This window comes from Mycobacterium sp. NGS61 (genome assembly GCF_059812325.1).
This window is the reverse complement of the sequence record NZ_JCALCL010000009.1, coordinates 173,534-192,535: the sequence shown is the minus strand read 5'-3', so window position 1 is coordinate 192,535 and position 19,002 is coordinate 173,534. Positions and strand designations below refer to the sequence as shown.

Genomic DNA, 19,002 nt, shown 5'->3' with positions numbered 1-19,002 from the left:
GAACAGCTAGATAACGTCCCGGTGGCGTTGGCTGCTCCGCCCCGGTGGCGTTGAGCGTCCCCCAAAAGCACGTCACTTAAAGGCATTTCAACAATGGCAGTTCTTAACTCTAATCTCGCCGCAGCGTGGACACCCGAAGCGTACGGCCAACTGATTGACACCGTAATCGCTGAGAAGTCAATTGCTTTCCAGTCCGGAACGCTGGTCTCCACGGCTAACGAAAGCATCCGGTTCCCTCTGTTGACCGCTGACCCGGCTGTCGGCTGGTATGCGGAAAACACCCAAATCACGCTGGCCGACCCGACTACCGCCGAGCTGGTGGTGACGCCGAAGGCCGTGAAGGGTTTGACTCAGATTTCCACCGAGGCCGCCGAAGACAGCAACCCGGCCGCAGCCGATCAGGTGGGCCGCACCCTGGCACGCTCGATTGCAAAGAAGATCGACGCCGCGTTCTTCGCCAACACCACCACCAACGGGCCGAGTGGTCTGTTGTCCCTGTCGGGAATCAACGTGGTGGACACCGGCACCGTGACCTTGACGTCGCTGGACCCGTTCCACGACGCGAAGGCCGCAGCCCTGGCCGATGGCGCGACCCTGACCCATTTCCTGCTAGCACCTGACGTTGCCCTCACGCTGAGTAAGGCCAAGCAGCAGAGCGGCTCGAACATGGGCCTGTTTGACGCTGTGAGCGACGGAACCGCCCTGGCCGGTGTGCAGGTGTTGGTATCGACCGACATCCCGTCTGGGAACGCGTGGGGCGTGGACGCCTCACAGGTGTTGATCGTGCAGCGCACCGGCACCACCGTGACGCGTTCGTTCGATTCGGCGTTCTCCTACGATGCCGTGCAGGTTCGTGCGACGGCCCGCATCTCGTTCGGCTTCCCCAACCCTGCCGGTGTGGTCCGCTTGTATGACGCTGCGTAATGGTCACCGCCGAAACGCTGACTGCGCTATCCGGTTCGGCGTTCGACGCTGACCAAGCCAGCGCGGCAATCGCGGTAGTCACGTCGCGGGCCAAAAGTTACACCCGTGGGGTCGGTTTCACCGATACCGGTATAGCCGACGATATTGAGTCGGTGATTCAGACGGCCGTTCTTCGGTTGCTGGCGAATCCGCTGAATGTTGAACGTGAATCTATGGGTCCGTTGGCCGTCGAGTACGGCAACAACTTCCAAGGCTGGACGATTGGTGAGAGACAGGTTTTGGACCGCTACCGGATGAACGCCCGCTGAGCACAATTGAGTTTCCCGGCTGTCAGGGCCGGGGAAGCACCCGGTTCGACCGGGGACACCCTGATAAATTGACCCCCACCTAGTTCGGGGATCACCCGCCTAACCCCCGTGGTAATTCACGGGGGTTAGGTGTTTTCTAGCTCCTGCTCCCACCCGGCCAAATCCAAGCAGTCAATGAATGCCCGCACGTCCCGATCGGTGGGTTGCCTGCCGTCCAAAATGGCGCGGGGTATCCACGACATAGAGGGATCTAGGTTATCGGCTAGGTATGCGAGTGCTGCGAGTTCCATGCCGCTAGTGTCGGCTCGTTTGGTGCCTCTGTCAACAACGTGATTGTGCGCTATTACCAAGGGGCACAGAGAGATTGACCCGCGTCACGGAATGAATGAGACGGGTAGTTCACCGTCTGCGTCCAGCTCGGCCACGATGGGCGCTTTAGAGAACGGAACACTCAGGAACGGCTTGTCATCGCGCAGGAATGTCACATATCCGCTGTCGATTCGGTAGGTGTCGGCCTCGACAACGGTTTTGGCTTTCTTGTCAATTGCTCCGTAGGTATAGCGCGGCATTGTGACTAGTGGCCTCTCGTTTTAGGTCGGTCTATGCGAACCCGTCAGAGGCTACTTGCGCGCTCGCCGGGGAGGTCTGGCGGTGGTCGATTCAGCGGACATAGCGTTGCAATAGCGTTGCGGCCTCTATCGAAAGAAAAAGGTCAGAGGGGCTAAATACCACCTCTGACCTGTGGGGTGAGTGACGGGACTCGAACCCGCGACATTCAGGATCACAACCTGACGCTCTACCAACTGAACTACACCCACCATGGCCACCCCCGTCCCTGCAGCGGGGCACGGGCAGCGACGTCGATATTAACCGCTCGGACGCTCCTCGGCCGAATCGTTTGTTTCCGATCCATCCGTGTTGCCCTGGATATCAGCGACCACGGCCGCGATTTCGCTGGTAGACGGGCCGGGCAGCGGCACGAAGGCGGTCCGCCGGTAGTACTGCAGTTCCCGGATCGACTCGTGGATGTCGGCCAGCGCACGGTGCGCCAAACCCTTGGGCGGCTGCCCGAAGTAGATGCGCGGATACCAGCGCCGGCAGAGCTCCTTGATCGAGCTGACGTCGATCATCCGGTAGTGCAGAAACGAGTCCAGGGCGGGCATGTCGCGGGCGAGGAACGACCGGTCGGTGGCGATCGAGTTGCCGGCCAACGGTGCGGTCTTGGGCTGTTTGACGTGCTCATGGATGTAGTCGAGCACCATCGCCTCGGCGGTGGCGATGTCGACGGTGGAGGCTTTGACCTCGTTGGTGAGCCCGGATCGCGCATGCATATCGGCGACGATCTCGATCATCGAGGACAACGCCGCGTCCTCGGCGTGGATCACCACGTCGATCCCGTCACCGAGAATGTTGAGTTCAGAATCGGTGACCAGGGCGGCAATCTCGATCAACTTGTCCGAGCCCAGATCGAGCCCGGTCATCTCGCAGTCGATCCAGACCAATTCGTCGCGCACAGCGCTCACATTAAGCCCAGCTGGCGACGTAGTTCGCCCTGACCCTGGCCGGACCCGGCCCAGTAGGCTGATCCCTGCCGAATTGGACGAGCAAACTCTGGGGAAAACCATGAGCACCGAATCTCCTGCGGATGGAGCCGACGGACCCGCCAAGCGAATCTCAGCGGGCTACGCCGTCGAGGGTCAGGCACTGGAACTGGGCACCGTCGTCATCGACGGGCAGGCGGATCCGACTGCTCAGATTCGCATCCCGCTGGCCACCATCAACCGGCACGGCTTGGTGGCCGGGGCAACCGGCACCGGCAAGACCAAGACCCTGCAGCTGATCGCCGAACAGCTCAGCGCCGCCGGGGTGCCGGTGTTCATGGCGGATGTGAAAGGCGACCTGTCCGGGCTGTCCCGGCCCGGAGCGGGCAACGACAAGACCGCCGCGCGCGCCAAGGACACCGGTGACAATTGGGAGCCGACGGGGTTCCCGGTGGAGTTTCTCTCGCTCGGCACCGGGGGAATCGGGGTACCGGTACGCGCGACCGTCGCCAGCTTCGGTCCCGTTCTCTTGTCAAAAGTGCTGGGGCTCAACGCTACTCAGGAGTCGACGCTCGGACTGATCTTCCACTGGGCCAAAGAGAACAACCGTCCGCTGATCACGTTGAACAGTCTGCGCAACGTCATCAGCCATTTGACCAGTGAGGAGGGCAAGGCCGACCTGAAATCGCTGGGCGGGGTGTCGTCGACGACGGCGGGCGTGATCCTGCGGGCGCTGGTTAACCTGGCCGGCGAGGGTGGCGACACGTTCTTCGGCGAACCGAAGCTGGACCCCAAAGATCTGTTGCGGGTCAACGACGGTCACGGTGTGATCAGCCTGCTTGAGTTCAGCGGCCAGTCGTTGCGCCCGGTCATCTTCTCCACTTTCCTGATGTGGCTGCTGGCCGATCTTTTCACGCAGCTCGACGAAGTCGGAGACGTCGACAAGCCCAAGCTGGTCTTCTTCTTCGACGAAGCCCACCTGTTGTTCGCCGACGCGTCGAAAGCGTTTCTCGAACAGGTCGAGCAGACCGTCAAGCTGATCCGGTCCAAGGGCGTGGGCGTGTTCTTCTGCACACAGTTGCCGACGGACCTGCCCAACGATGTGCTCTCGCAACTGGGCGCGCGCATCCAGCACGCGCTGCGGGCATTCACCCCCGATGATCAGAAGGCGCTCAGCAAGACCGTGCGCACCTACCCGAAAACCGATGTCTACGACTTGGAATCGGCGCTGACGTCGTTGGGTATCGGCGAGGCCGTGGTCACCGTGCTGTCCGAAAAAGGCGCCCCCACACCCGTGGCCTGGACCCGCATGCGGGTGCCGAGGTCGCTGATGGGAGCGATCGGCACCGAAGCGGTCACTGAAGCGGCAGAGAAGAGCTCGTTACAGGCCAAGTACGGCCAGACCGAGCCGGAGTCGGAGCCTGCGGCCGGCCCGCCGGCCACACCAACTCCCGCACCGGACTATCCGCCGTTGTCCCCCAACGATTCCGAGATTCCGCCCATGCCCGCACCGGCCGAGCCGAAGGGTCCGGCGATGTGGGAGGAAGTGCTGAAGAACCCGACGGTGAAAAGCGGCATCAACACCGCGATCCGCGAAGCGGTCAAGGGGATTTTCGGGACCGGACGGCGACGTAAGTGACGTGGTTAGCCGCCGCCGAGCTTCTTGTAGAACGCCCCGACGATCGGCGCGACAATGGCGCGGGGGGCATAGCCGCTGGCCACCGACATCGCCTTCGAGGTCAACCCCGGGACCACTCGCATCTTGTTGCGCTCCAACGCATCCAGGGATAGCTGCGCGGTGTGTTCGGTCGAGATCCACAGGAAGTCCGGCACCAGCTTCTCGACCAGCGAGGCCTCCTCTTCAGCGGGCAGGTCGGTGCGTACCGGGCCCGGGGCCAGCAGCGTGACGTGCACACCGGAGTTGCGCAGTTCACCGCGCAGCGATTCGCTGAAGGTGTTGGCGAACGCCTTGGTTGCGGCGTAGGTGGCGTTGTAGGGGATCGGCGAATTCCCCGCCGCCGAACCGGAAATCAAGATTCCGCCCGCCTTGCGCTCGATCATGCCCGGCAGCACCGCCAGCGTAAGATCATGCACCGCAACGGCATTCAACTGCACCTGGGCCTTTTCGCCAGCCGGATCCAACGACGCGACCGGACCGAACGTTGCGGTGCCCGCGTTGGCGCACAGGATTGAGATCGGCCGCGCGGCCAGCTCGTCGCACAGCTTTGCGCGCTCGGTCGGGTCGGCGAGGTCGGCCGGGCGCACGTCGACGGCAACGCGGTACTTGTCCACCAGTCGGGCGGCGAGGGCGGTCAGCAACTCCTCCCGTCGTGCGGTGATGATCAGACTGTGCCCGCGCGCGGCCAGTTCGGTGGCCAGCGCCTCGCCGATGTTCTGCGACGCTCCGGTGACTACGGCGCGCGCGTCTGGACTTGGGGCAGGTATCGGCATGAAGCAATCGTAGTCAGGAGCTGTCCGGCGTAGCCGGGCGCAGCGGGTTGGCTCTAGAGTGCGCTGCATGGATGACCCGGAGGACACGCGCGCCGGGGATCGGAAGAAAGCCCCGCGATCGGGGGTGGCGGCGTGGGCGTTGTGGGACTGCGGTCAGACCGGCTTGAGCGCCATCACGCCGACGTTCGTGTTCTCCGTCTACCTGACCAACAGCGTCGGAGTGGGCACGCCACTGGGCGCCACGCCGGTGAGCTGGCTGGGGCGTGCCGGAGCCGCGGCCGGGGTGACGATTGCGGTACTGGCGCCGCTGATCGGGGGGTGGGTGGAGTCGCCGCACCGACGGCGGGTGGCCCTGGCTCTGCTGACCGGCCTGGCGGTGGTGCTGACCTGTTCGATGGCGCTGATCCGCGATCAGCCGGGCTTCTTTTTCGCCGGCCTGGCATTGCTGGCGGCGACCGCGGCATGTGGTGACCTGGCCAGCATCCCGTACAACGCGATGCTGCGGCAGCTGTCGACGCCGTTGACGGCCGGCCGGATATCGGGTTTCGGCTATGCGGCGGGATACGTCGGCACCGTGGTGCTCCTGGGTTTGGTCTACGTGGGCTTCGTGTCCGGCGACGGTGACCATCGTGGTTTGCTGCACCTGCCCACCGCCGACGGCGTGTACGTCCGCGTGGCAATGCTGATGGCCGCGGCCTGGTTTGCGATCTTTGCGCTGCCGCTGCTGCTCGTCGCACACCGCCTCCCGGACGCAGGGGCGAACACGAACCCGTCGACCACCCTGCTGGGTACCTACCGCAAGCTGTGGGCCGACATCACCTCCGAGTGGCGCCGCGACCGCAATGTCGTGTACTTCCTGGTGGCCAGCGCGCTCTTCCGAGATGGCCTGGCTGCGATATTCACGTTCGGTCCCGTGCTGGGCGTCGGGGTGTACGGCGTCCCGCGCGAAGACGTGCTGATCTTCGGTATGGCCGCGTGCGTGGTGGCTGCAGTCGGCGCCGTGGTCGGCGGATTCGTCGATCATCGGGTCGGATCGAAGCCGGTCATCATCGCTTCTCTGACCGCGATCCTCGCCGCCGGCCTGGCCATGATGGTCCTGTCCGGCCCGCTGACATTCTGGGTGTGTGGTTTGTCACTGTGTCTGTTCATCGGGCCGTCGCAGTCCTCAGCGCGCGCACTGCTGCTGCGCCTGGCGAAACAGGGCAAAGAGGGTGTGGCCTTCGGTCTCTACACGATGAGCGGTCGAGCGATGTCGTTCGTGGCGCCGTGGCTGTTCTCGGTTTTCGTCGACGTGTTCGACGCCCCACGCGCCGGATTGGGCGGCATCTTCGTGGTGCTGCTGACCGGACTGCTGGCGATGCTGTTCGTGCGGGTGCCGCGAACGAACTGACGGCGATCGCGAGCGCTGCGCAGCAGCGCCACCCGTGGAATCAGAGCGGGGCGTCGCAGATGGTCAAGCCCTGGCCGGTGCGCTGCCGCACCTGAACCCCGGCCACCGTCAACGAGCAGGTGACGTTGTGACCGATGTTGACGACGGTGACGCTGGCCGGACGGGTGGACGACGTCGAGAGGCTGACCTGTTTGGTCCACGGCAAGGTGACGTTGAACTCGGTCTGGATCAGATCACCGGTGTCCATGTAGACGACGCTGATCGCCCGGCCTTCGCCGGTGACGCTGTAAACCACCGACTGCATGGTGCCCGGCACGGTGGCGGTGGGCGGCGGCGGGGTGCTGGGCTCAGTGGTGGTGGTGCGCGGCCTGCGGGTGGTGGGCGGCGGCGTTGACCTGGTCGTCGGGGGTGCGACGGTAGTGGTGGGACCGGTCATCGGCGGCAGCGGCTCGATGGCCGTCTGCTGGGTGTCCGAGCCGTTCGTCACGACCAGCGCAATGGCCAACCCGACGACGAGCAGCACTGCGGTGCCGGCCACGATCCACAGCCAGCGCGGGGTGCCCGGCGGTGGGGGTCCCTCCGGCTCCGCATCGGCCCGCGGCTCGTCTTGTTGCCAATACTGTGGTGGCAACTGTTGGGTCGGGTTCGGTGGGTACGCGCCCGGCGCCCAGGGCGAATTGCCGCCGCCGTAGGCGTAGGGCATGTCGTCGGCGTAGGCCGGGTAGTCGACGACCTCCTGCGACCACGTCGAAGCAGACCCCCGGGACGGGGGACCGGGATTCTGGGGGTCGCGTGGCGAGTTCATGTCCACTTCGCAGGGTACCCGGGCACGCCGTGAAGGCGCGGAACCGTGGTCGTGCCTGCGTGGACGTCGGGGCGCTACAAGTCTGCAGCACTCAGCGCGGCCATCGTCATCGCCCTCATCACGGCTCGGGACCGCACCGCGCGCGACGGTTTGGTGTCGGCCGATTTCATGCTGTGCGGCGTGGAGTTCAGCAGGCCGAAAGTGGCGTGCGCCATCAGCCTGGCGTCGGCCTCGGCGAGATCGGGGTTCAGCTCGCGCAGTACGCCCACCCAGATCTCGACGTACTGCCGTTGCGCTTTGCGCACCTGCCGTTGGGCCGGGGCCGGCAGATGGGCGAGATCGCGATCTTGGATGCGGATGAGGTCCGGCTCGCCGAGAGCGAAGTCGAGGTGGAAATCGATCAGGCCGTCCAGGGTTGCCGCCGCGTCGGCGTCGCGGTCGGTCACCGCGCGGGCACCGTCCAGCAGCCGGGCGCTGATCCCGACCAACAACTCGACCAGCAGCGACTCCTTGTTGGGGAAGTGCCGATAGATGGCCGGGCCGCTGACCCCGGCCGCGGCGCCGATGTCCTCGAGACGCACCGCGAGGAAGCCGCGTTCGGCGATCAGCCGTTCGGCGGCCGCAAGTAGTTGCAGCCGCCGGTCGGACTTCAACTGGCTGCGACGATTTGGCGCTTCAGGCCGACCGGCCTCGCCGTCCGGGGCGGACGCTGCCATGACGGCCTCCTGGACATGTCGGTTAATCGTCACTAACGTAACACTGACTTACCGCGGGAGGAACGGTGGCAACTCCACTTTCCTACGAACGCGGCCCGAACTCGCCTGCGCTGCTCGAGGTGACCATCGGCGCCAACTTCGCTGCAACCGCAACCACTTTCGCGTCCCGCGACGCGTTGGTCGATGTCGCGGCGGGACGGCGCTGGACGTATGCCGAACTGCTGCATGACGTTCGCGCTTTAGCGACCGGATTGCTTCAGGCCGGCATCGGAGTCGGTGACCGGATCGGCATCTGGGCTCCCAATCGTTGGGAATGGGTGCTGACGCAGTATGCGACGGCCGAGATCGGCGCCATCCTGGTGACCGTCAATCCGGCGTACCGGTCGCGCGAATTAGGTTATGCGCTGGAGCAATCCGGGGTGAAGATGCTGATTGCCGCACCCGGGTTCAAGGACGCCGACTACGCACAGATGCTGGCTGAGGTGGCGCCGGACTGCGCCGAGCTGCGCGACGTCACGATCATGGACAGCGACCGCTGGGACGAGCTTGCCGGTGTGGATATCGATCCGGCTGCGTTGCGGGCGAGGTCCGCGCGGCTGACGCCGACCGATCCGATCAATATCCAGTACACCTCGGGCACAACGGGATATCCCAAGGGTGTGACCCTCAGTCACCGCAACATCCTGAATAACGGCTACCTGGTGGGTGAGCTGCTCGACTACACCGAACGTGACCGGATCTGTATTCCGGTGCCGTTCTATCACTGCTTCGGCATGGTGATGGGCAATCTGGCGGCCACCAGCCACGGTGCCTGCATGGTGATCCCCGCGCCCGGTTTCGATCCCGCTGCCACCCTGCGCGCGGTGCACGACGAATGCTGCACCAGTCTCTACGGGGTGCCGACGATGTTCATCGCCGAACTGGGCCTGCCGGACTTCGCCGAGTATCGGTTGGACAGTCTGCGCACCGGAATCATGGCGGGCTCGCCGTGCCCGGTCGAGGTCATGCGCAGGGTGATCGAACGCATGCACATGCCGGAGGTCGCCATCTGTTACGGGATGACCGAGACCGCCCCGGTGTCGACCCAGACGCGTTCTGGCGACTCGTTGGAACGGCGCGTCGCCACCGTCGGTCAGGTGGGGCCACACCTGGAGATCAAGGTGGTGGACCCGGTCACGGGTGCGACGCTGCCGCGCGACGTCGCCGGCGAATTCTGCACCCGCGGTTATTCGGTGATGTCGGGGTACTGGAACGAACCGGAGAAGACCGCGGAGGTCATCGACGGGGACGGCTGGATGCACACCGGCGACCTGGCGTCGATGGACGCCTTCGGATATGTCCGTATCACCGGCCGGATCAAAGACATTGTGGTGCGCGGCGGCGAGAACATTTCCCCGCGCGAGATCGAGGAGTTCCTATACACCCACCCCGACATCGTCGACGGCCACGTCATCGGAGTGCCCGACGAACGCTACGGCGAGGAACTCATGGCGGTTGTCAAGCTCCGCGACGGAGCCTCGACGCTGACGGTGGAGTCGTTGCGGGAGTTCTGCGCCGGCCGTATCGCCCGGTTCAAGATCCCGCGGTATCTCTGGATCGTCGAGGACTTCCCGATGACGGTCACCGGCAAAGTCCGTAGAGCGGAGATGCGGGCGCGTGCCGTGGAGTATCTCGCCGACGGTGAATAGGCCGCACCCGCCCTGGACGGCGCGAGGGCGGAAATGGTATTCTCACTGTCCAGTTAATGATTATTAACTGAAATCGGAGGCTCTGCGGGGATGGACAAGGTGGTGGCTACCGTCGCGGAGGCGGTGGCGGACATAACCGACGGAGCATCGCTGGCCGTCGGGGGCTTCGGGCTGTGTGGTATCCCGGAGGCGCTGATCGCCGCGCTGGCCGATCGCGGAGTGACCGATCTGGAAACCGTCTCGAACAACTGCGGTGTGGACGGCGTCGGGTTGGGGGTTCTGCTGGCGCACAAGCGGATTCGCCGGACCGTATCGTCGTACGTGGGCGAGAACAAGGAATTCGCCCGCCAGTTCCTCTCCGGAGAACTCGAGGTCGAGCTGACCCCGCAGGGCACGCTGGCCGAGCGGTTGCGCGCCGGCGGCATGGGCATCCCGGCGTTCTACACCCCGGCCGGGGTCGGCACGCAGATCGCCGACGGCGGCCTGCCCTGGCGCTACGACCCCTCGGGCGAGGTGGCGATCACCTCGCCGCCCAAGGAGACCCGCGAATTCGATGGCGTCACCTATGTGCTGGAGCGCGGAATCCGCACCGACTTCGCGTTGGTGCACGCCTGGAAGGGCGATCGGCACGGCAATCTCGTTTACCGTTACGCCGCAGGCAATTTCAACCCGGAATGCGCGCCGGCCGGTCGGATCACCATCGCCCAGGTCGAACATCTCGTCGAACCGGGAGAGATCGACCCCGCCACGGTGCATACCCCAGGCGTGTTCGTGCAGCGCGTCGTGCACGTGCCTGATCCCCAGAAACGGATCGAGAAGGAGACGGTGCGATGAGCGCCCCACACCTCGACGCCGTTTGTCACGCTGGCGTGACGTTCGGCGTCGACCGCCACGCTGGCGTGACGCTCGGCGTCGACCGCGACGCTGGCTCGCCACCTCTCGGCGTCGACTGTCACGCTGGCGTGACGCTCGGCGTCGACTGCCACGCTGGCGTGACGCTCGGCGGGGATGCGGGTGTGCCGATGAAAAGGAGCGCCGCCCAATGACGTGGAGCAGAGACGGCATGGCGGCCCGGGTCGCCACCGAATTCGAGGACGGACAGTACGTCAACCTCGGCATCGGCATACCGACCTTGATTCCCAACCACATCCCCGACGGTGTGCACGTGGTCCTGCACTCCGAGAACGGCATCCTCGGCGTGGGGCCCTACCCCCATCGTGAGGACGTCGACGCCGATCTGATCAACGCGGGCAAAGAGACGGTGACCACCCAGCCAGGGGCGTCGTTCTTCGGTTCGTCGACGTCGTTCGGCATCATCCGCGGCGGACACCTCGACGTGGCTGTCCTTGGGGCCATGCAGGTTTCGGTCACCGGTGATCTCGCGAACTGGGTGATCCCCGGCAAGATGGTCAAAGGCATGGGCGGGGCGATGGATCTGGTGCACGGCGCCCGCAAGGTGATCGTGGTGATGGACCACGCCGCCAAGGACGGCAGCCCGAAGATTCTCGAGCGCTGCACCCTGCCGCTGACCGGGGTCGGGTGCGTCAATCGGATCGTGACCGAACTCGCGGTCATCGACGTCCGCGACGACGGCCTGCACCTGATCGAGACCGCCCCCGACGTGTCGGTCGAAGAGGTAGTAGCGAAAACTCAACCGCCCCTGGTGCTCTCGGATCTGGTGTCCAGGTGACCACGGTCGCGCCGACGTTCGCCGACGAGCATCGCCGCCTGGTCGCCGAACTCAACGACAAGTTGGCCGCCGCCGCGCTCGGCGGCAACGAACGCGCCCGCGAACGCCACGTCAGCCGCGGCAAGCTGCTGCCCCGCGACCGCGTCGACCGTCTGCTCGACCCGGGCAGCCCGTTTCTGGAGTTGGCCGCGTTGGCTGCCAACGGCATGTACGACGACGAATCCCCGGGCGCGGGCATTATCACCGGAATCGGCCGAGTCTCCGGGCGCGAATGCGTGATCGTTGCCAACGACGCCACCGTCAAGGGCGGCACCTACTACCCGATGACGGTGAAGAAGCATCTGCGCGCGCAGGAGGTCGCGTTGCAGAATCTGCTGCCATGCATCTACCTGGTGGACTCCGGCGGCGCGTTCCTGCCCCGCCAGGACGAAGTGTTCCCGGATCGCGAACACTTCGGCCGGATCTTCTACAACCAGGCGACCATGAGCGCCAAGGGAATTCCGCAGATCGCCGCGGTGCTCGGCTCGTGCACGGCCGGCGGCGCGTACGTGCCGGCGATGAGCGACGAAGCCGTGATCGTCCGCGAACAGGGCACGATCTTCCTGGGCGGCCCGCCCCTGGTCAAGGCCGCCACCGGTGAGATCGTCACCGCCGAAGAACTCGGCGGCGGCGACCTGCACTCGCGGGTCTCCGGCGTCACCGACCACCTGGCCGAGGACGACGAGGACGCGTTGCGGATTGTCCGCAAGATCGCCACCACGTTCGGACCGCGCGAACCTGCGCAGTGGGACATCCGGCCGATGCGCGAACCGATATACGCCCAGGACGGCCTTTACGACGTGGTGCCTCCCGATCCGCGGGTGCCCTACGACGTGCACGAGGTCATCGTTCGGCTGGTCGACGGCGGCGAATTCAGTGAGTTCAAGGCGAATTACGGCAAGTCGCTGGTGACGGCGTTCGCGCATATCCACGGTCATCCGGTGGGGATCATCGCCAACAACGGTGTGCTGTTCAGCGAATCCGCCGTCAAGGGTGCACATTTCATCGAACTGTGCGACAAACGCCGAATCCCGTTGCTGTTCCTGCAGAACATCGCCGGATTCATGGTCGGTCGCGACTACGAGGCCGGTGGCATCGCCAAACACGGCGCGAAGATGGTCACCGCGGTGGCCTGCGCCCGGGTGCCGAAGCTGACCGTGGTAATCGGCGGATCCTATGGGGCGGGCAACTATTCGATGTGCGGGCGCGCGTACTCACCGCGCTTCCTGTGGATGTGGCCGAACGCACGGATCTCGGTGATGGGCGGCGAGCAGGCCGCATCAGTGCTGGCCACCGTGCGTGGTGAGCAGCTCTCGGCGGCCGGCAAACCCTGGTCGTCGGAGCAGGAAGAGGCATTCAAGGCGCCCATCCGCGAACAGTACGAAGACCAGGGCAACCCGTACTACTCGACCGCGCGCCTGTGGGACGACGGCATCATCGATCCTGCTGATACCAGAACAGTTGTGGGGCTGGCACTTTCGGTGTGCGCCCGGGCGCCGCTGGAATCGGTCTCCTACGGCGTATTTCGGATGTGACTCATGTTTGACATCGTTCTAGTGGCGAACCGCGGCGAGATCGCGGTGCGCGTGATCCGCACCCTGCGTCGACTGGGTATCCGGTCGGTTGCGGTGTACAGCGATGCCGACGCGGGTGCCCGCCACGTGATCGAGGCCGACACCGCAGTTCGGCTGGGACCGGCGCCGGCGCGGGAGAGCTACCTCGACATCGGCAAAGTGATCGACGCGGCGCAGCGTACCGGGGCGCAGGCGATCCATCCGGGCTACGGGTTCCTCTCCGAGAACGCCGATTTCGCCGCGGCCTGCGACCGCGCCGGCGTGGCATTCCTGGGACCGCCCGCACGCGCGATCGAGGTGATGGGGGACAAGATCGCCGCCAAGAACGCGGTCGCCGCGTTCGACGTGCCGGTGGTGCCGGGCGTCGCGCGGCCGGGGCTATCCGACGATGACCTCATCGCCGCTGCCGACGACGTCGGTTACCCGGTCCTCGTGAAGCCGTCGGCCGGCGGTGGGGGCAAGGGCATGCACATGGTCGACGACCCCGCGCGGCTGCGTAATGCCCTGGTCACCGCCCGCCGCGAAGCTGCGTCCGCGTTCGGCGACGACACACTGTTCCTGGAGCGTTTTGTGTTGCGTCCCAGGCACATCGAGGTCCAGATACTTGCCGACACCCATGGCAACGTGGTCCATCTGGGCGAACGGGAGTGCAGCCTGCAACGCCGCCATCAAAAGGTCATCGAGGAGGCGCCGTCGCCGCTGCTCGACGCCCCGACCCGGGCGCGCATCGGGGCTGCGGCCTGTGACACCGCCCGCAGTGTCGACTATGTCGGCGCCGGCACGGTCGAGTTCATCGTCTCCGGTGACCGGCCCGACGAATTTTTCTTCATGGAGATGAACACCCGTCTGCAGGTGGAACACCCGGTTACCGAGGCGGTCACCGGGCTCGACCTCGTCGAGTGGCAGCTGCGTGTGGCAGCGGGGGAGAAGCTGGGGTTCGCCCAGGACGACATCACGCTCACCGGTCACGCGATCGAGGCCCGGGTGTACGCCGAGGATCCCGCCCGGGGATTCCTGCCCACCGGCGGCCGGGTGCTGGGAGTGGTCGAACCGTCCGGAACCGGTGTGCGGGTGGACTCCTCGTTGCTGGCCGGCACGGTGGTCGGCAGCGATTACGACCCGATGCTGAGCAAGGTGATCGCCCACGGGGCCGACCGCGCGCAGGCGCTGGCCCGGCTCGATGAGGCGTTGTCGCGTACCGCTGTCCTGGGTGTGCAGAGCAACGTGGAGTTCCTGAGGTTCCTGCTCGCTGACGATCGCGTGCAGGCCGGCAACCTCGACACCGCGCTGCTGGACGAACGATTGACCAGTTTCGCGCCGCAACCGGCGCCTGACGATGTGTTCGCCGCCGCAGGGCTCTATAGCCAGGCGGTGCTTGCGCGGCGCGCCGGGAAAGATCTGTGGGCCGCACCCAGCGGATGGCGGATCGGCGGTGCTAGCGCCCCGGTGCGCACTGCGATGCGGACCGCGTTGCGTACCGAGACTGTGTCGGTCCGGGGCCTGCCGGGCGCCGCGTCCGTACAAGTGGGCGACAGCGAAATAATCTCTGCCACCGTGCAACTCGGTCCGAGTGAGTTGAGCGTCACGCTGGACGGGGTGCGTCGCAGCTACCGGTGGGCCGAGGCCGAGCGGCACTTGTGGATAGCCGACGAACGAGGCACCTGGCACATCCGTGAGGCCGAGGTGAACAAGATTCAACGCGCAGCGGGGGAGCGTCCGGCCGAAGTGGTCAGCCCCATGCCCGGCAGCGTGATCGCCGTCCAGGTGGAGTCCGGCACCGAGGTGTCCGAGGGCGACGTGGTGGTGATCGTCGAAGCGATGAAGATGGAACATTCACTGACCGCACCGATCTCGGGACGCGTGGAGGTCATGGTGGGCGTCGGTGAACAGGTGAAGGTGGAGCAGGTGCTGGCCCGGTTGGTGCCGGCCGCCGTGGCAGACGCAGCAGCGACGACAAGCAAGGACTGACAATCATGACGACAACGATTTCGGCGGGCACGCTACCGAAAGAATATGAAGACCTGCGCGATACCGTGGCCGACTTCGCGCGCTCGGTCGTGGCTCCGGTGTCCGCCAAACACGATGAGGAGCACAGTTTCCCGTATGAAGTCGTCGCAAAGATGGGCGACATGGGGCTGTTCGGTCTGCCGTTCCCGGAGGAATACGGCGGTATGGGCGGGGACTATTTCGCGCTGGCGTTGGCACTCGAGGAACTCGGCAAGGTCGACCAATCGGTCGCGATCACGCTGGAAGCAGGGGTGGGACTGGGGGCCATGCCCATCTACCGGTTCGGTACCGAGGAGCAGAAGCAGCAGTGGCTGCCCGACCTGGTGGCCGGCCGCAAGCTCGCCGGTTTCGGGCTCACCGAGCCGGGCGCGGGATCGGATGCCGGCGGCACCCGCACCACCGCCCGACTCGAAGGGGGTGAGTGGATTGTCAACGGCAGCAAGCAATTCATCACCAACTCCGGCACCGACATCACCTCGCTGGTCACCGTCACCGCCGTCACCGGCAACATCGCCGACGGCAAGAAAGAGATCTCGGCGATCATCGTGCCGAACGGCACCCCGGGTTTCATCGTCGAGCCGGTCTACAACAAGGTCGGCTGGAACGCCTCGGATACCCACCCGCTGACCTTCGACGATGCGCGGGTGCCCGAGGAGAACCTACTCGGTGTCCGCGGCAAGGGTTACGCGAACTTTCTGTCCATCCTCGACGAGGGCCGCATCGCGATCGCCGCGCTCGCGACGGGGGTGGCGCAGGGCTGCGTCGACGAAAGCGTCAAGTACGCCAACGAGCGTCAGTCCTTCGGCCAGCCGATCGGCTCCTACCAGGCCATCAGCTTCAAGATCGCGCGCATGGAAGCCCGGGCACACGTCGCCCGCACCGCCTATTACGACGCCGCGGCAAAGATGTTGGCCGGCAAGTCCTTCAAAAAAGAAGCGGCTATCGCAAAGATGGTCTCCTCGGAGGCGGCGATGGACAACGCCCGCGACGCTACGCAGATCCACGGCGGGTACGGCTTCATGAACGAGTACCCGGTGGCCCGCCACTACCGGGACAGCAAGATCCTGGAAATCGGGGAGGGCACAACGGAGGTGCAGCTGATGTTGATCGCGCGATCGCTGGGTCTGTCATGACCGGCGCCGGTCCTGCCGAACGTGCCTCCGGCGACGCGACGCCGGTGAGTCGTGACGCGAACGGCACAGTCGGCCACACCAAGTCGATTATCCAGCGGGGCTTGTGGTTCGAGGAGTTCGAGGTCGGCACGACCTACCTGCACCGGCCGGGTCGCACCGTCACCGAGGCGGACAACGTGCTGTTCACGACGTTGACGATGAACACGCAGTCGCTGCACCTGGATGCGGCGTGGGCCGCCGAGCAACCCGGGTTTCGTGGTGAGCGGCTGGTCAATTCGATGTTCACGCTGTCCACGCTGGTCGGTCTGTCGGTGGCCCAACTGACCCTGGGCACCATCGTCGCCAACCTGGGTTTCTCCGAGGTGTCGTTCCCCAAGCCGGTCTTCCACGGCGACACCCTCTACGCCGAGACCATCTGCACCGGCAAGCGGGAGTCGAAAAGCCGCGCGGGCGAAGGCATCGTGACGCTGGAGCACACCGGACGCAACCAGCATGGCGACATCGTGGCCAGGGCGGTCCGGACCACCCTGGTGCAGAAGCGGCCCAGTGCGGAGTCCCGATGAGCTTGCGCGACGCCGGCCCTGGTTGGCTGTTCTGCCCGGCTGATCGTCCGGAACGCTTCGCGAAAGCCGCCGCTGCCGCCGACGTGGTGATTCTCGACCTCGAAGACGGGGTTGCGGCGACCGACCGGCCCGCCGCTCGAATCGCGCTGCGGGACAACCCACTTGATCCCGAGCGAACCGTCGTACGGATCAACGCCGCCAGCACCGACGACCATGCCAGGGATCTACAGGCCTTGGCCGACACCGCCTACGCCACGGTGATGCTGTCGAAGACGGAATCGGCGGCGCAGGTGGACGCACTCGCGCCGCGTGACGTCGTCGCACTTGTCGAGACTCCGCGCGGCGCATTGTTCGTCAGCGAGATCGCCGCTGCCGAGCGTGCAGTGGCGTTGATGTGGGGTGCGGAGGATCTGGTGGCGGCCATGGGTGGCAGTTCCAGCAGACGTGCGGACGGCACCTATCGGGATTTCGCCCGCCATGTGCGGTCCGCAGCGCTGTTGGCGGCCAACACCTTCGGCCTGCTGGCGCTGGATGCGGTGCATCTGGACATCCGTGATATCGAAGGGTTGGAAGCAGAGGCGCTCGACGCCGTGGCGATCGGCTTCGATGCGACGGTCTGCATCCACCCGAGCCAGGTTGCCGTGGTACGCAAGGCTTATCGGCCCGGCGATGAGCAACTGGACTGGGCGCGTCGGGTGCTGGCCGCTGCCAAAACCGAGCGCGGGGTGTTCGCCTTCGACGGGCAGATGGTCGACTCCCCGGTGTTGCGGCACGCCGAAAGCATGTTGCGGCGAGCAGGGGAGTCCGCGACCGGACCGTGAGCACCGAATGGCTGTGGGTGATCGTCGCCCTCCTCGAATTCGGCGTCCTGATCGCGGTGGCGGTCCTGCTGATCGTGTCGCGGCGCCAATTGACCGGCGTGCGACGCGCCCTCACGCGGTTGCGGCAAGACAAGCCGCGGCGAAGACGGCCACCCGGCGTCGGACCCCTTGCGGTCCGAACCGTCTGGCGCACCGCGGATTCGCTGATCAACAAAGGGATCGGCGCCACCGTGCGCAATTCAGTCGAGGACCTCGCCGGCTGGGCCCGGGTGGAACGTCCTGATCTGGCCAGGATGACAGCCGACGGCAACGTCGTGATCGCGTTCTCCGACATCGAAGGATCCACCGAGCTCAACGAAGAACTCGGCGACCGCGGTTGGGTGAAACTGCTTGAGCGGCATAACACATTGATCTACAAACACGTCAACGGCACCGGCGGTCACGTGGTCAAGACGCAGGGCGACGGGTTCATGATCGCCTTCTCGGATCCTGCCCAGGCCGTGCGTTGCTGTACCGAGGTGCAGCGCGCGCTGCAGTCCGACCCCGAGCGCTGGGACCACATCCGAGTCCGGATGGGATTGCACATGGGCAGTTCGGTACGGCGCGGTGACGACCTGTTCGGCCGCAACGTGGCGATGGCCGCACGGGTCGCCGGACAGGCGAGCGGCGGTGAGACCCTGGTTAGTGACGCAATCCGGCAGGCAATCTCGGGAGCAATCGACATTGTGCTGGGCGCACCGCGTGAGGTCGAACTGAAAGGACTGCGGGGTAGTCACCAGCTGTATCCGGTCGTGGTGCCGAATTCAACTGCGCCGGATGGTCAGTGACGCTGCCGGACCCGGCAGGCCCGGCGCTACGGGCACACGCCCCCGTCCGGGCCGTTGACGCATTTCTGGACGGTCAGTGAATACGTCGCGGTCGTCCTGGCCGGGTCGCCGCAGCCGAACGCCGCTTTCGTGGACGTGATCGATCCGGTCAGGGTGCCCGGCGCAAACGAATAGACCAGGTCTGCTGCGACCACGGTGCCGTCCGCGCATGTCCAGCCGTGCGCGTCGGTGCGGTTGATCGTCCACGGGCCCCCCGGGGCTTTATTGACGGTGGCCTCCCACGTTTTGGGCGTGGTCACCGATCCGTTGCAGTTGCCGGCCGAGTCGCAGGTGGTGTTGAACATCAGGATCGTGCTCAGCAGATGCGAACGCGCGCCATCAACGACAGCGAAGTAATGACCATTGAGGCTGTCGTCGGCGGCAGCGACACCGGACATCGCGACCGAGCCGCAGCCGAACGCGGTGAGGATCGTTGGTAGCCAAAGGGTGCGCATCGGGCTGTTCCCTCTTCGTTCCGGAAGTCTG

The 19,002-nt window shown here is 65.6% G+C and carries 20 protein-coding genes and 1 tRNA gene; 14 read left to right on the top strand and 7 right to left on the bottom strand.

Going from position 1 to position 19,002, the window contains the following annotated elements; all coding sequences use genetic code 11:
* Window positions 1-93 precede the first annotated feature (93 nt).
* Both AC5Y3Z_RS18895 and AC5Y3Z_RS18890 read left to right on the top strand, forming a co-directional pair.
* Window positions 94-924 carry a phage major capsid protein gene (locus tag AC5Y3Z_RS18895; RefSeq protein ID WP_463829048.1) on the top strand — a complete coding sequence of 277 codons (831 nt, stop codon included), beginning with the start codon at window positions 94-96 and terminating at the stop codon, window positions 922-924.
* Window positions 924-1,232 (top strand): hypothetical protein, encoded by a 309-nt coding sequence (locus tag AC5Y3Z_RS18890; protein ID WP_463829047.1) that lies wholly within the window; start codon window positions 924-926, stop codon window positions 1,230-1,232. The genes AC5Y3Z_RS18895 and AC5Y3Z_RS18890 overlap by 1 nt, the downstream gene beginning before the upstream one ends.
* Before the next feature lie 374 nt (window positions 1,233-1,606).
* Here the strand turns inward: AC5Y3Z_RS18890 and AC5Y3Z_RS18885 are convergent, their stop codons facing one another.
* From AC5Y3Z_RS18885 to orn, 3 genes are all read right to left on the bottom strand, one after another.
* A complete protein-coding gene (locus AC5Y3Z_RS18885) occupies window positions 1,607-1,801 on the bottom strand; it encodes a hypothetical protein (RefSeq protein WP_473140098.1) in 195 nt (64 codons plus the stop codon).
* Between the two features lie 173 nt (window positions 1,802-1,974).
* Window positions 1,975-2,050 (bottom strand) — tRNA-His (locus AC5Y3Z_RS18880).
* Between the two features lie 48 nt (window positions 2,051-2,098).
* Complete coding sequence (gene orn, locus AC5Y3Z_RS18875) at window positions 2,099-2,746, bottom strand: oligoribonuclease (RefSeq protein WP_463828958.1); 648 nt, start codon at window positions 2,744-2,746, stop codon at window positions 2,099-2,101.
* A gap of 109 nt (window positions 2,747-2,855) precedes the next feature.
* Between orn and AC5Y3Z_RS18870 the strand changes: the two genes are divergently transcribed.
* Complete coding sequence (locus AC5Y3Z_RS18870) at window positions 2,856-4,412, top strand: helicase HerA-like domain-containing protein (protein WP_463828957.1); 1,557 nt, start codon at window positions 2,856-2,858, stop codon at window positions 4,410-4,412.
* A gap of 5 nt (window positions 4,413-4,417) precedes the next feature.
* Here the strand turns inward: AC5Y3Z_RS18870 and cmrA are convergent, their stop codons facing one another.
* Complete coding sequence (cmrA, locus tag AC5Y3Z_RS18865; protein WP_463828956.1) at window positions 4,418-5,224, bottom strand: mycolate reductase; 807 nt, start codon at window positions 5,222-5,224, stop codon at window positions 4,418-4,420.
* A gap of 67 nt (window positions 5,225-5,291) precedes the next feature.
* On the opposite strand from cmrA, the gene AC5Y3Z_RS18860 reads away from it, so the two are divergent.
* On the top strand, window positions 5,292-6,614 hold the full coding sequence (locus AC5Y3Z_RS18860; protein WP_463828954.1) for an MFS transporter: 1,323 nt from the start codon (window positions 5,292-5,294) through the stop codon (window positions 6,612-6,614).
* Window positions 6,615-6,654: 40 nt separating this feature from the next.
* Here AC5Y3Z_RS18860 and AC5Y3Z_RS18855 read toward each other — a convergent pair whose 3' ends face one another.
* Window positions 6,655-7,419, bottom strand: coding sequence for a hypothetical protein (locus tag AC5Y3Z_RS18855; protein WP_463828953.1), 765 nt, complete (start codon window positions 7,417-7,419; stop codon window positions 6,655-6,657).
* Window positions 7,420-7,493: 74 nt separating this feature from the next.
* The gene (locus AC5Y3Z_RS18850; RefSeq protein ID WP_463828951.1) at window positions 7,494-8,135 is read right to left on the bottom strand and encodes an SACE_7040 family transcriptional regulator; all 642 of its coding nucleotides are present in this window, start codon (window positions 8,133-8,135) and stop codon (window positions 7,494-7,496) included.
* Between the two features lie 65 nt (window positions 8,136-8,200).
* On the opposite strand from AC5Y3Z_RS18850, the gene AC5Y3Z_RS18845 reads away from it, so the two are divergent.
* From AC5Y3Z_RS18845 to AC5Y3Z_RS18800, 10 genes are all read left to right on the top strand, one after another.
* Complete coding sequence (locus AC5Y3Z_RS18845; RefSeq protein ID WP_463828950.1) at window positions 8,201-9,823, top strand: AMP-binding protein; 1,623 nt, start codon at window positions 8,201-8,203, stop codon at window positions 9,821-9,823.
* A 90-nt stretch (window positions 9,824-9,913) separates the two neighbouring features.
* Entirely contained in the window at window positions 9,914-10,657 is a 744-nt protein-coding gene (locus AC5Y3Z_RS18840; protein WP_463828949.1) for a CoA transferase subunit A, read from the top strand.
* Window positions 10,654-10,869: a hypothetical protein gene (locus AC5Y3Z_RS18835; RefSeq protein ID WP_463828948.1), complete on the top strand. Its 216-nt coding sequence runs from the start codon at window positions 10,654-10,656 to the stop codon at window positions 10,867-10,869. Before AC5Y3Z_RS18840 ends, AC5Y3Z_RS18835 begins: the two co-directional genes overlap by 4 nt.
* Window positions 10,866-11,513: a CoA transferase subunit B gene (locus AC5Y3Z_RS18830; RefSeq protein WP_463828947.1), complete on the top strand. Its 648-nt coding sequence runs from the start codon at window positions 10,866-10,868 to the stop codon at window positions 11,511-11,513. The genes AC5Y3Z_RS18835 and AC5Y3Z_RS18830 overlap by 4 nt, the downstream gene beginning before the upstream one ends.
* Complete coding sequence (locus AC5Y3Z_RS18825; protein ID WP_463828946.1) at window positions 11,510-13,087, top strand: carboxyl transferase domain-containing protein; 1,578 nt, start codon at window positions 11,510-11,512, stop codon at window positions 13,085-13,087. Before AC5Y3Z_RS18830 ends, AC5Y3Z_RS18825 begins: the two co-directional genes overlap by 4 nt.
* A gap of 3 nt (window positions 13,088-13,090) precedes the next feature.
* Window positions 13,091-15,094, top strand: a complete 2,004-nt coding sequence (locus AC5Y3Z_RS18820; RefSeq protein WP_463828945.1) for an acetyl/propionyl/methylcrotonyl-CoA carboxylase subunit alpha — start codon at window positions 13,091-13,093, stop codon at window positions 15,092-15,094.
* Window positions 15,091-16,266 (top strand): acyl-CoA dehydrogenase family protein, encoded by a 1,176-nt coding sequence (locus tag AC5Y3Z_RS18815; protein ID WP_463828959.1) that lies wholly within the window; start codon window positions 15,091-15,093, stop codon window positions 16,264-16,266. Before AC5Y3Z_RS18820 ends, AC5Y3Z_RS18815 begins: the two co-directional genes overlap by 4 nt.
* The gene (locus AC5Y3Z_RS18810; RefSeq protein ID WP_463828943.1) at window positions 16,263-16,829 is read left to right on the top strand and encodes a MaoC family dehydratase; all 567 of its coding nucleotides are present in this window, start codon (window positions 16,263-16,265) and stop codon (window positions 16,827-16,829) included. The genes AC5Y3Z_RS18815 and AC5Y3Z_RS18810 overlap by 4 nt, the downstream gene beginning before the upstream one ends.
* Window positions 16,826-17,650, top strand: coding sequence for an HpcH/HpaI aldolase/citrate lyase family protein (locus tag AC5Y3Z_RS18805; RefSeq protein WP_463828942.1), 825 nt, complete (start codon window positions 16,826-16,828; stop codon window positions 17,648-17,650). Before AC5Y3Z_RS18810 ends, AC5Y3Z_RS18805 begins: the two co-directional genes overlap by 4 nt.
* Window positions 17,647-18,477 carry an adenylate/guanylate cyclase domain-containing protein gene (locus AC5Y3Z_RS18800; protein ID WP_463828941.1) on the top strand — a complete coding sequence of 277 codons (831 nt, stop codon included), beginning with the start codon at window positions 17,647-17,649 and terminating at the stop codon, window positions 18,475-18,477. Before AC5Y3Z_RS18805 ends, AC5Y3Z_RS18800 begins: the two co-directional genes overlap by 4 nt.
* A 26-nt stretch (window positions 18,478-18,503) precedes the next feature.
* Here the strand turns inward: AC5Y3Z_RS18800 and AC5Y3Z_RS18795 are convergent, their stop codons facing one another.
* The gene (locus AC5Y3Z_RS18795) at window positions 18,504-18,971 is read right to left on the bottom strand and encodes a hypothetical protein (RefSeq protein ID WP_463828940.1); all 468 of its coding nucleotides are present in this window, start codon (window positions 18,969-18,971) and stop codon (window positions 18,504-18,506) included.
* Between the last annotated feature and the right edge of the window lie 31 nt (window positions 18,972-19,002).

Excerpts from the sequence above, each read along its gene's own strand:
- AC5Y3Z_RS18830 (WP_463828947.1), top strand. The coding sequence starts at position 10,866 with ATGACGTGGAGCAGAGACGGCATGGCGGCCCGGGTCGCCACCGAATTC.
- AC5Y3Z_RS18820 (WP_463828945.1), top strand. The coding sequence starts at position 13,091 with ATGTTTGACATCGTTCTAGTGGCGAACCGCGGCGAGATCGCGGTGCGC.
- AC5Y3Z_RS18855 (WP_463828953.1), bottom strand. The coding sequence starts at position 7,419 with ATGAACTCGCCACGCGACCCCCAGAATCCCGGTCCCCCGTCCCGGGGG.
- AC5Y3Z_RS18895 (WP_463829048.1), top strand. The coding sequence starts at position 94 with ATGGCAGTTCTTAACTCTAATCTCGCCGCAGCGTGGACACCCGAAGCG.
- AC5Y3Z_RS18835 (WP_463828948.1), top strand. The coding sequence starts at position 10,654 with ATGAGCGCCCCACACCTCGACGCCGTTTGTCACGCTGGCGTGACGTTC.
- AC5Y3Z_RS18810 (WP_463828943.1), top strand. The coding sequence starts at position 16,263 with ATGACCGGCGCCGGTCCTGCCGAACGTGCCTCCGGCGACGCGACGCCG.
- AC5Y3Z_RS18850 (WP_463828951.1), bottom strand. The coding sequence starts at position 8,135 with ATGGCAGCGTCCGCCCCGGACGGCGAGGCCGGTCGGCCTGAAGCGCCA.
- cmrA (WP_463828956.1), bottom strand. The coding sequence starts at position 5,224 with ATGCCGATACCTGCCCCAAGTCCAGACGCGCGCGCCGTAGTCACCGGA.
- AC5Y3Z_RS18805 (WP_463828942.1), top strand. The coding sequence starts at position 16,826 with ATGAGCTTGCGCGACGCCGGCCCTGGTTGGCTGTTCTGCCCGGCTGAT.
- AC5Y3Z_RS18890 (WP_463829047.1), top strand. The coding sequence starts at position 924 with ATGGTCACCGCCGAAACGCTGACTGCGCTATCCGGTTCGGCGTTCGAC.
- AC5Y3Z_RS18860 (WP_463828954.1), top strand. The coding sequence starts at position 5,292 with ATGGATGACCCGGAGGACACGCGCGCCGGGGATCGGAAGAAAGCCCCG.
- AC5Y3Z_RS18795 (WP_463828940.1), bottom strand. The coding sequence starts at position 18,971 with ATGCGCACCCTTTGGCTACCAACGATCCTCACCGCGTTCGGCTGCGGC.
- AC5Y3Z_RS18840 (WP_463828949.1), top strand. The coding sequence starts at position 9,914 with ATGGACAAGGTGGTGGCTACCGTCGCGGAGGCGGTGGCGGACATAACC.
- AC5Y3Z_RS18885 (WP_473140098.1), bottom strand. The coding sequence starts at position 1,801 with ATGCCGCGCTATACCTACGGAGCAATTGACAAGAAAGCCAAAACCGTT.
- AC5Y3Z_RS18870 (WP_463828957.1), top strand. The coding sequence starts at position 2,856 with ATGAGCACCGAATCTCCTGCGGATGGAGCCGACGGACCCGCCAAGCGA.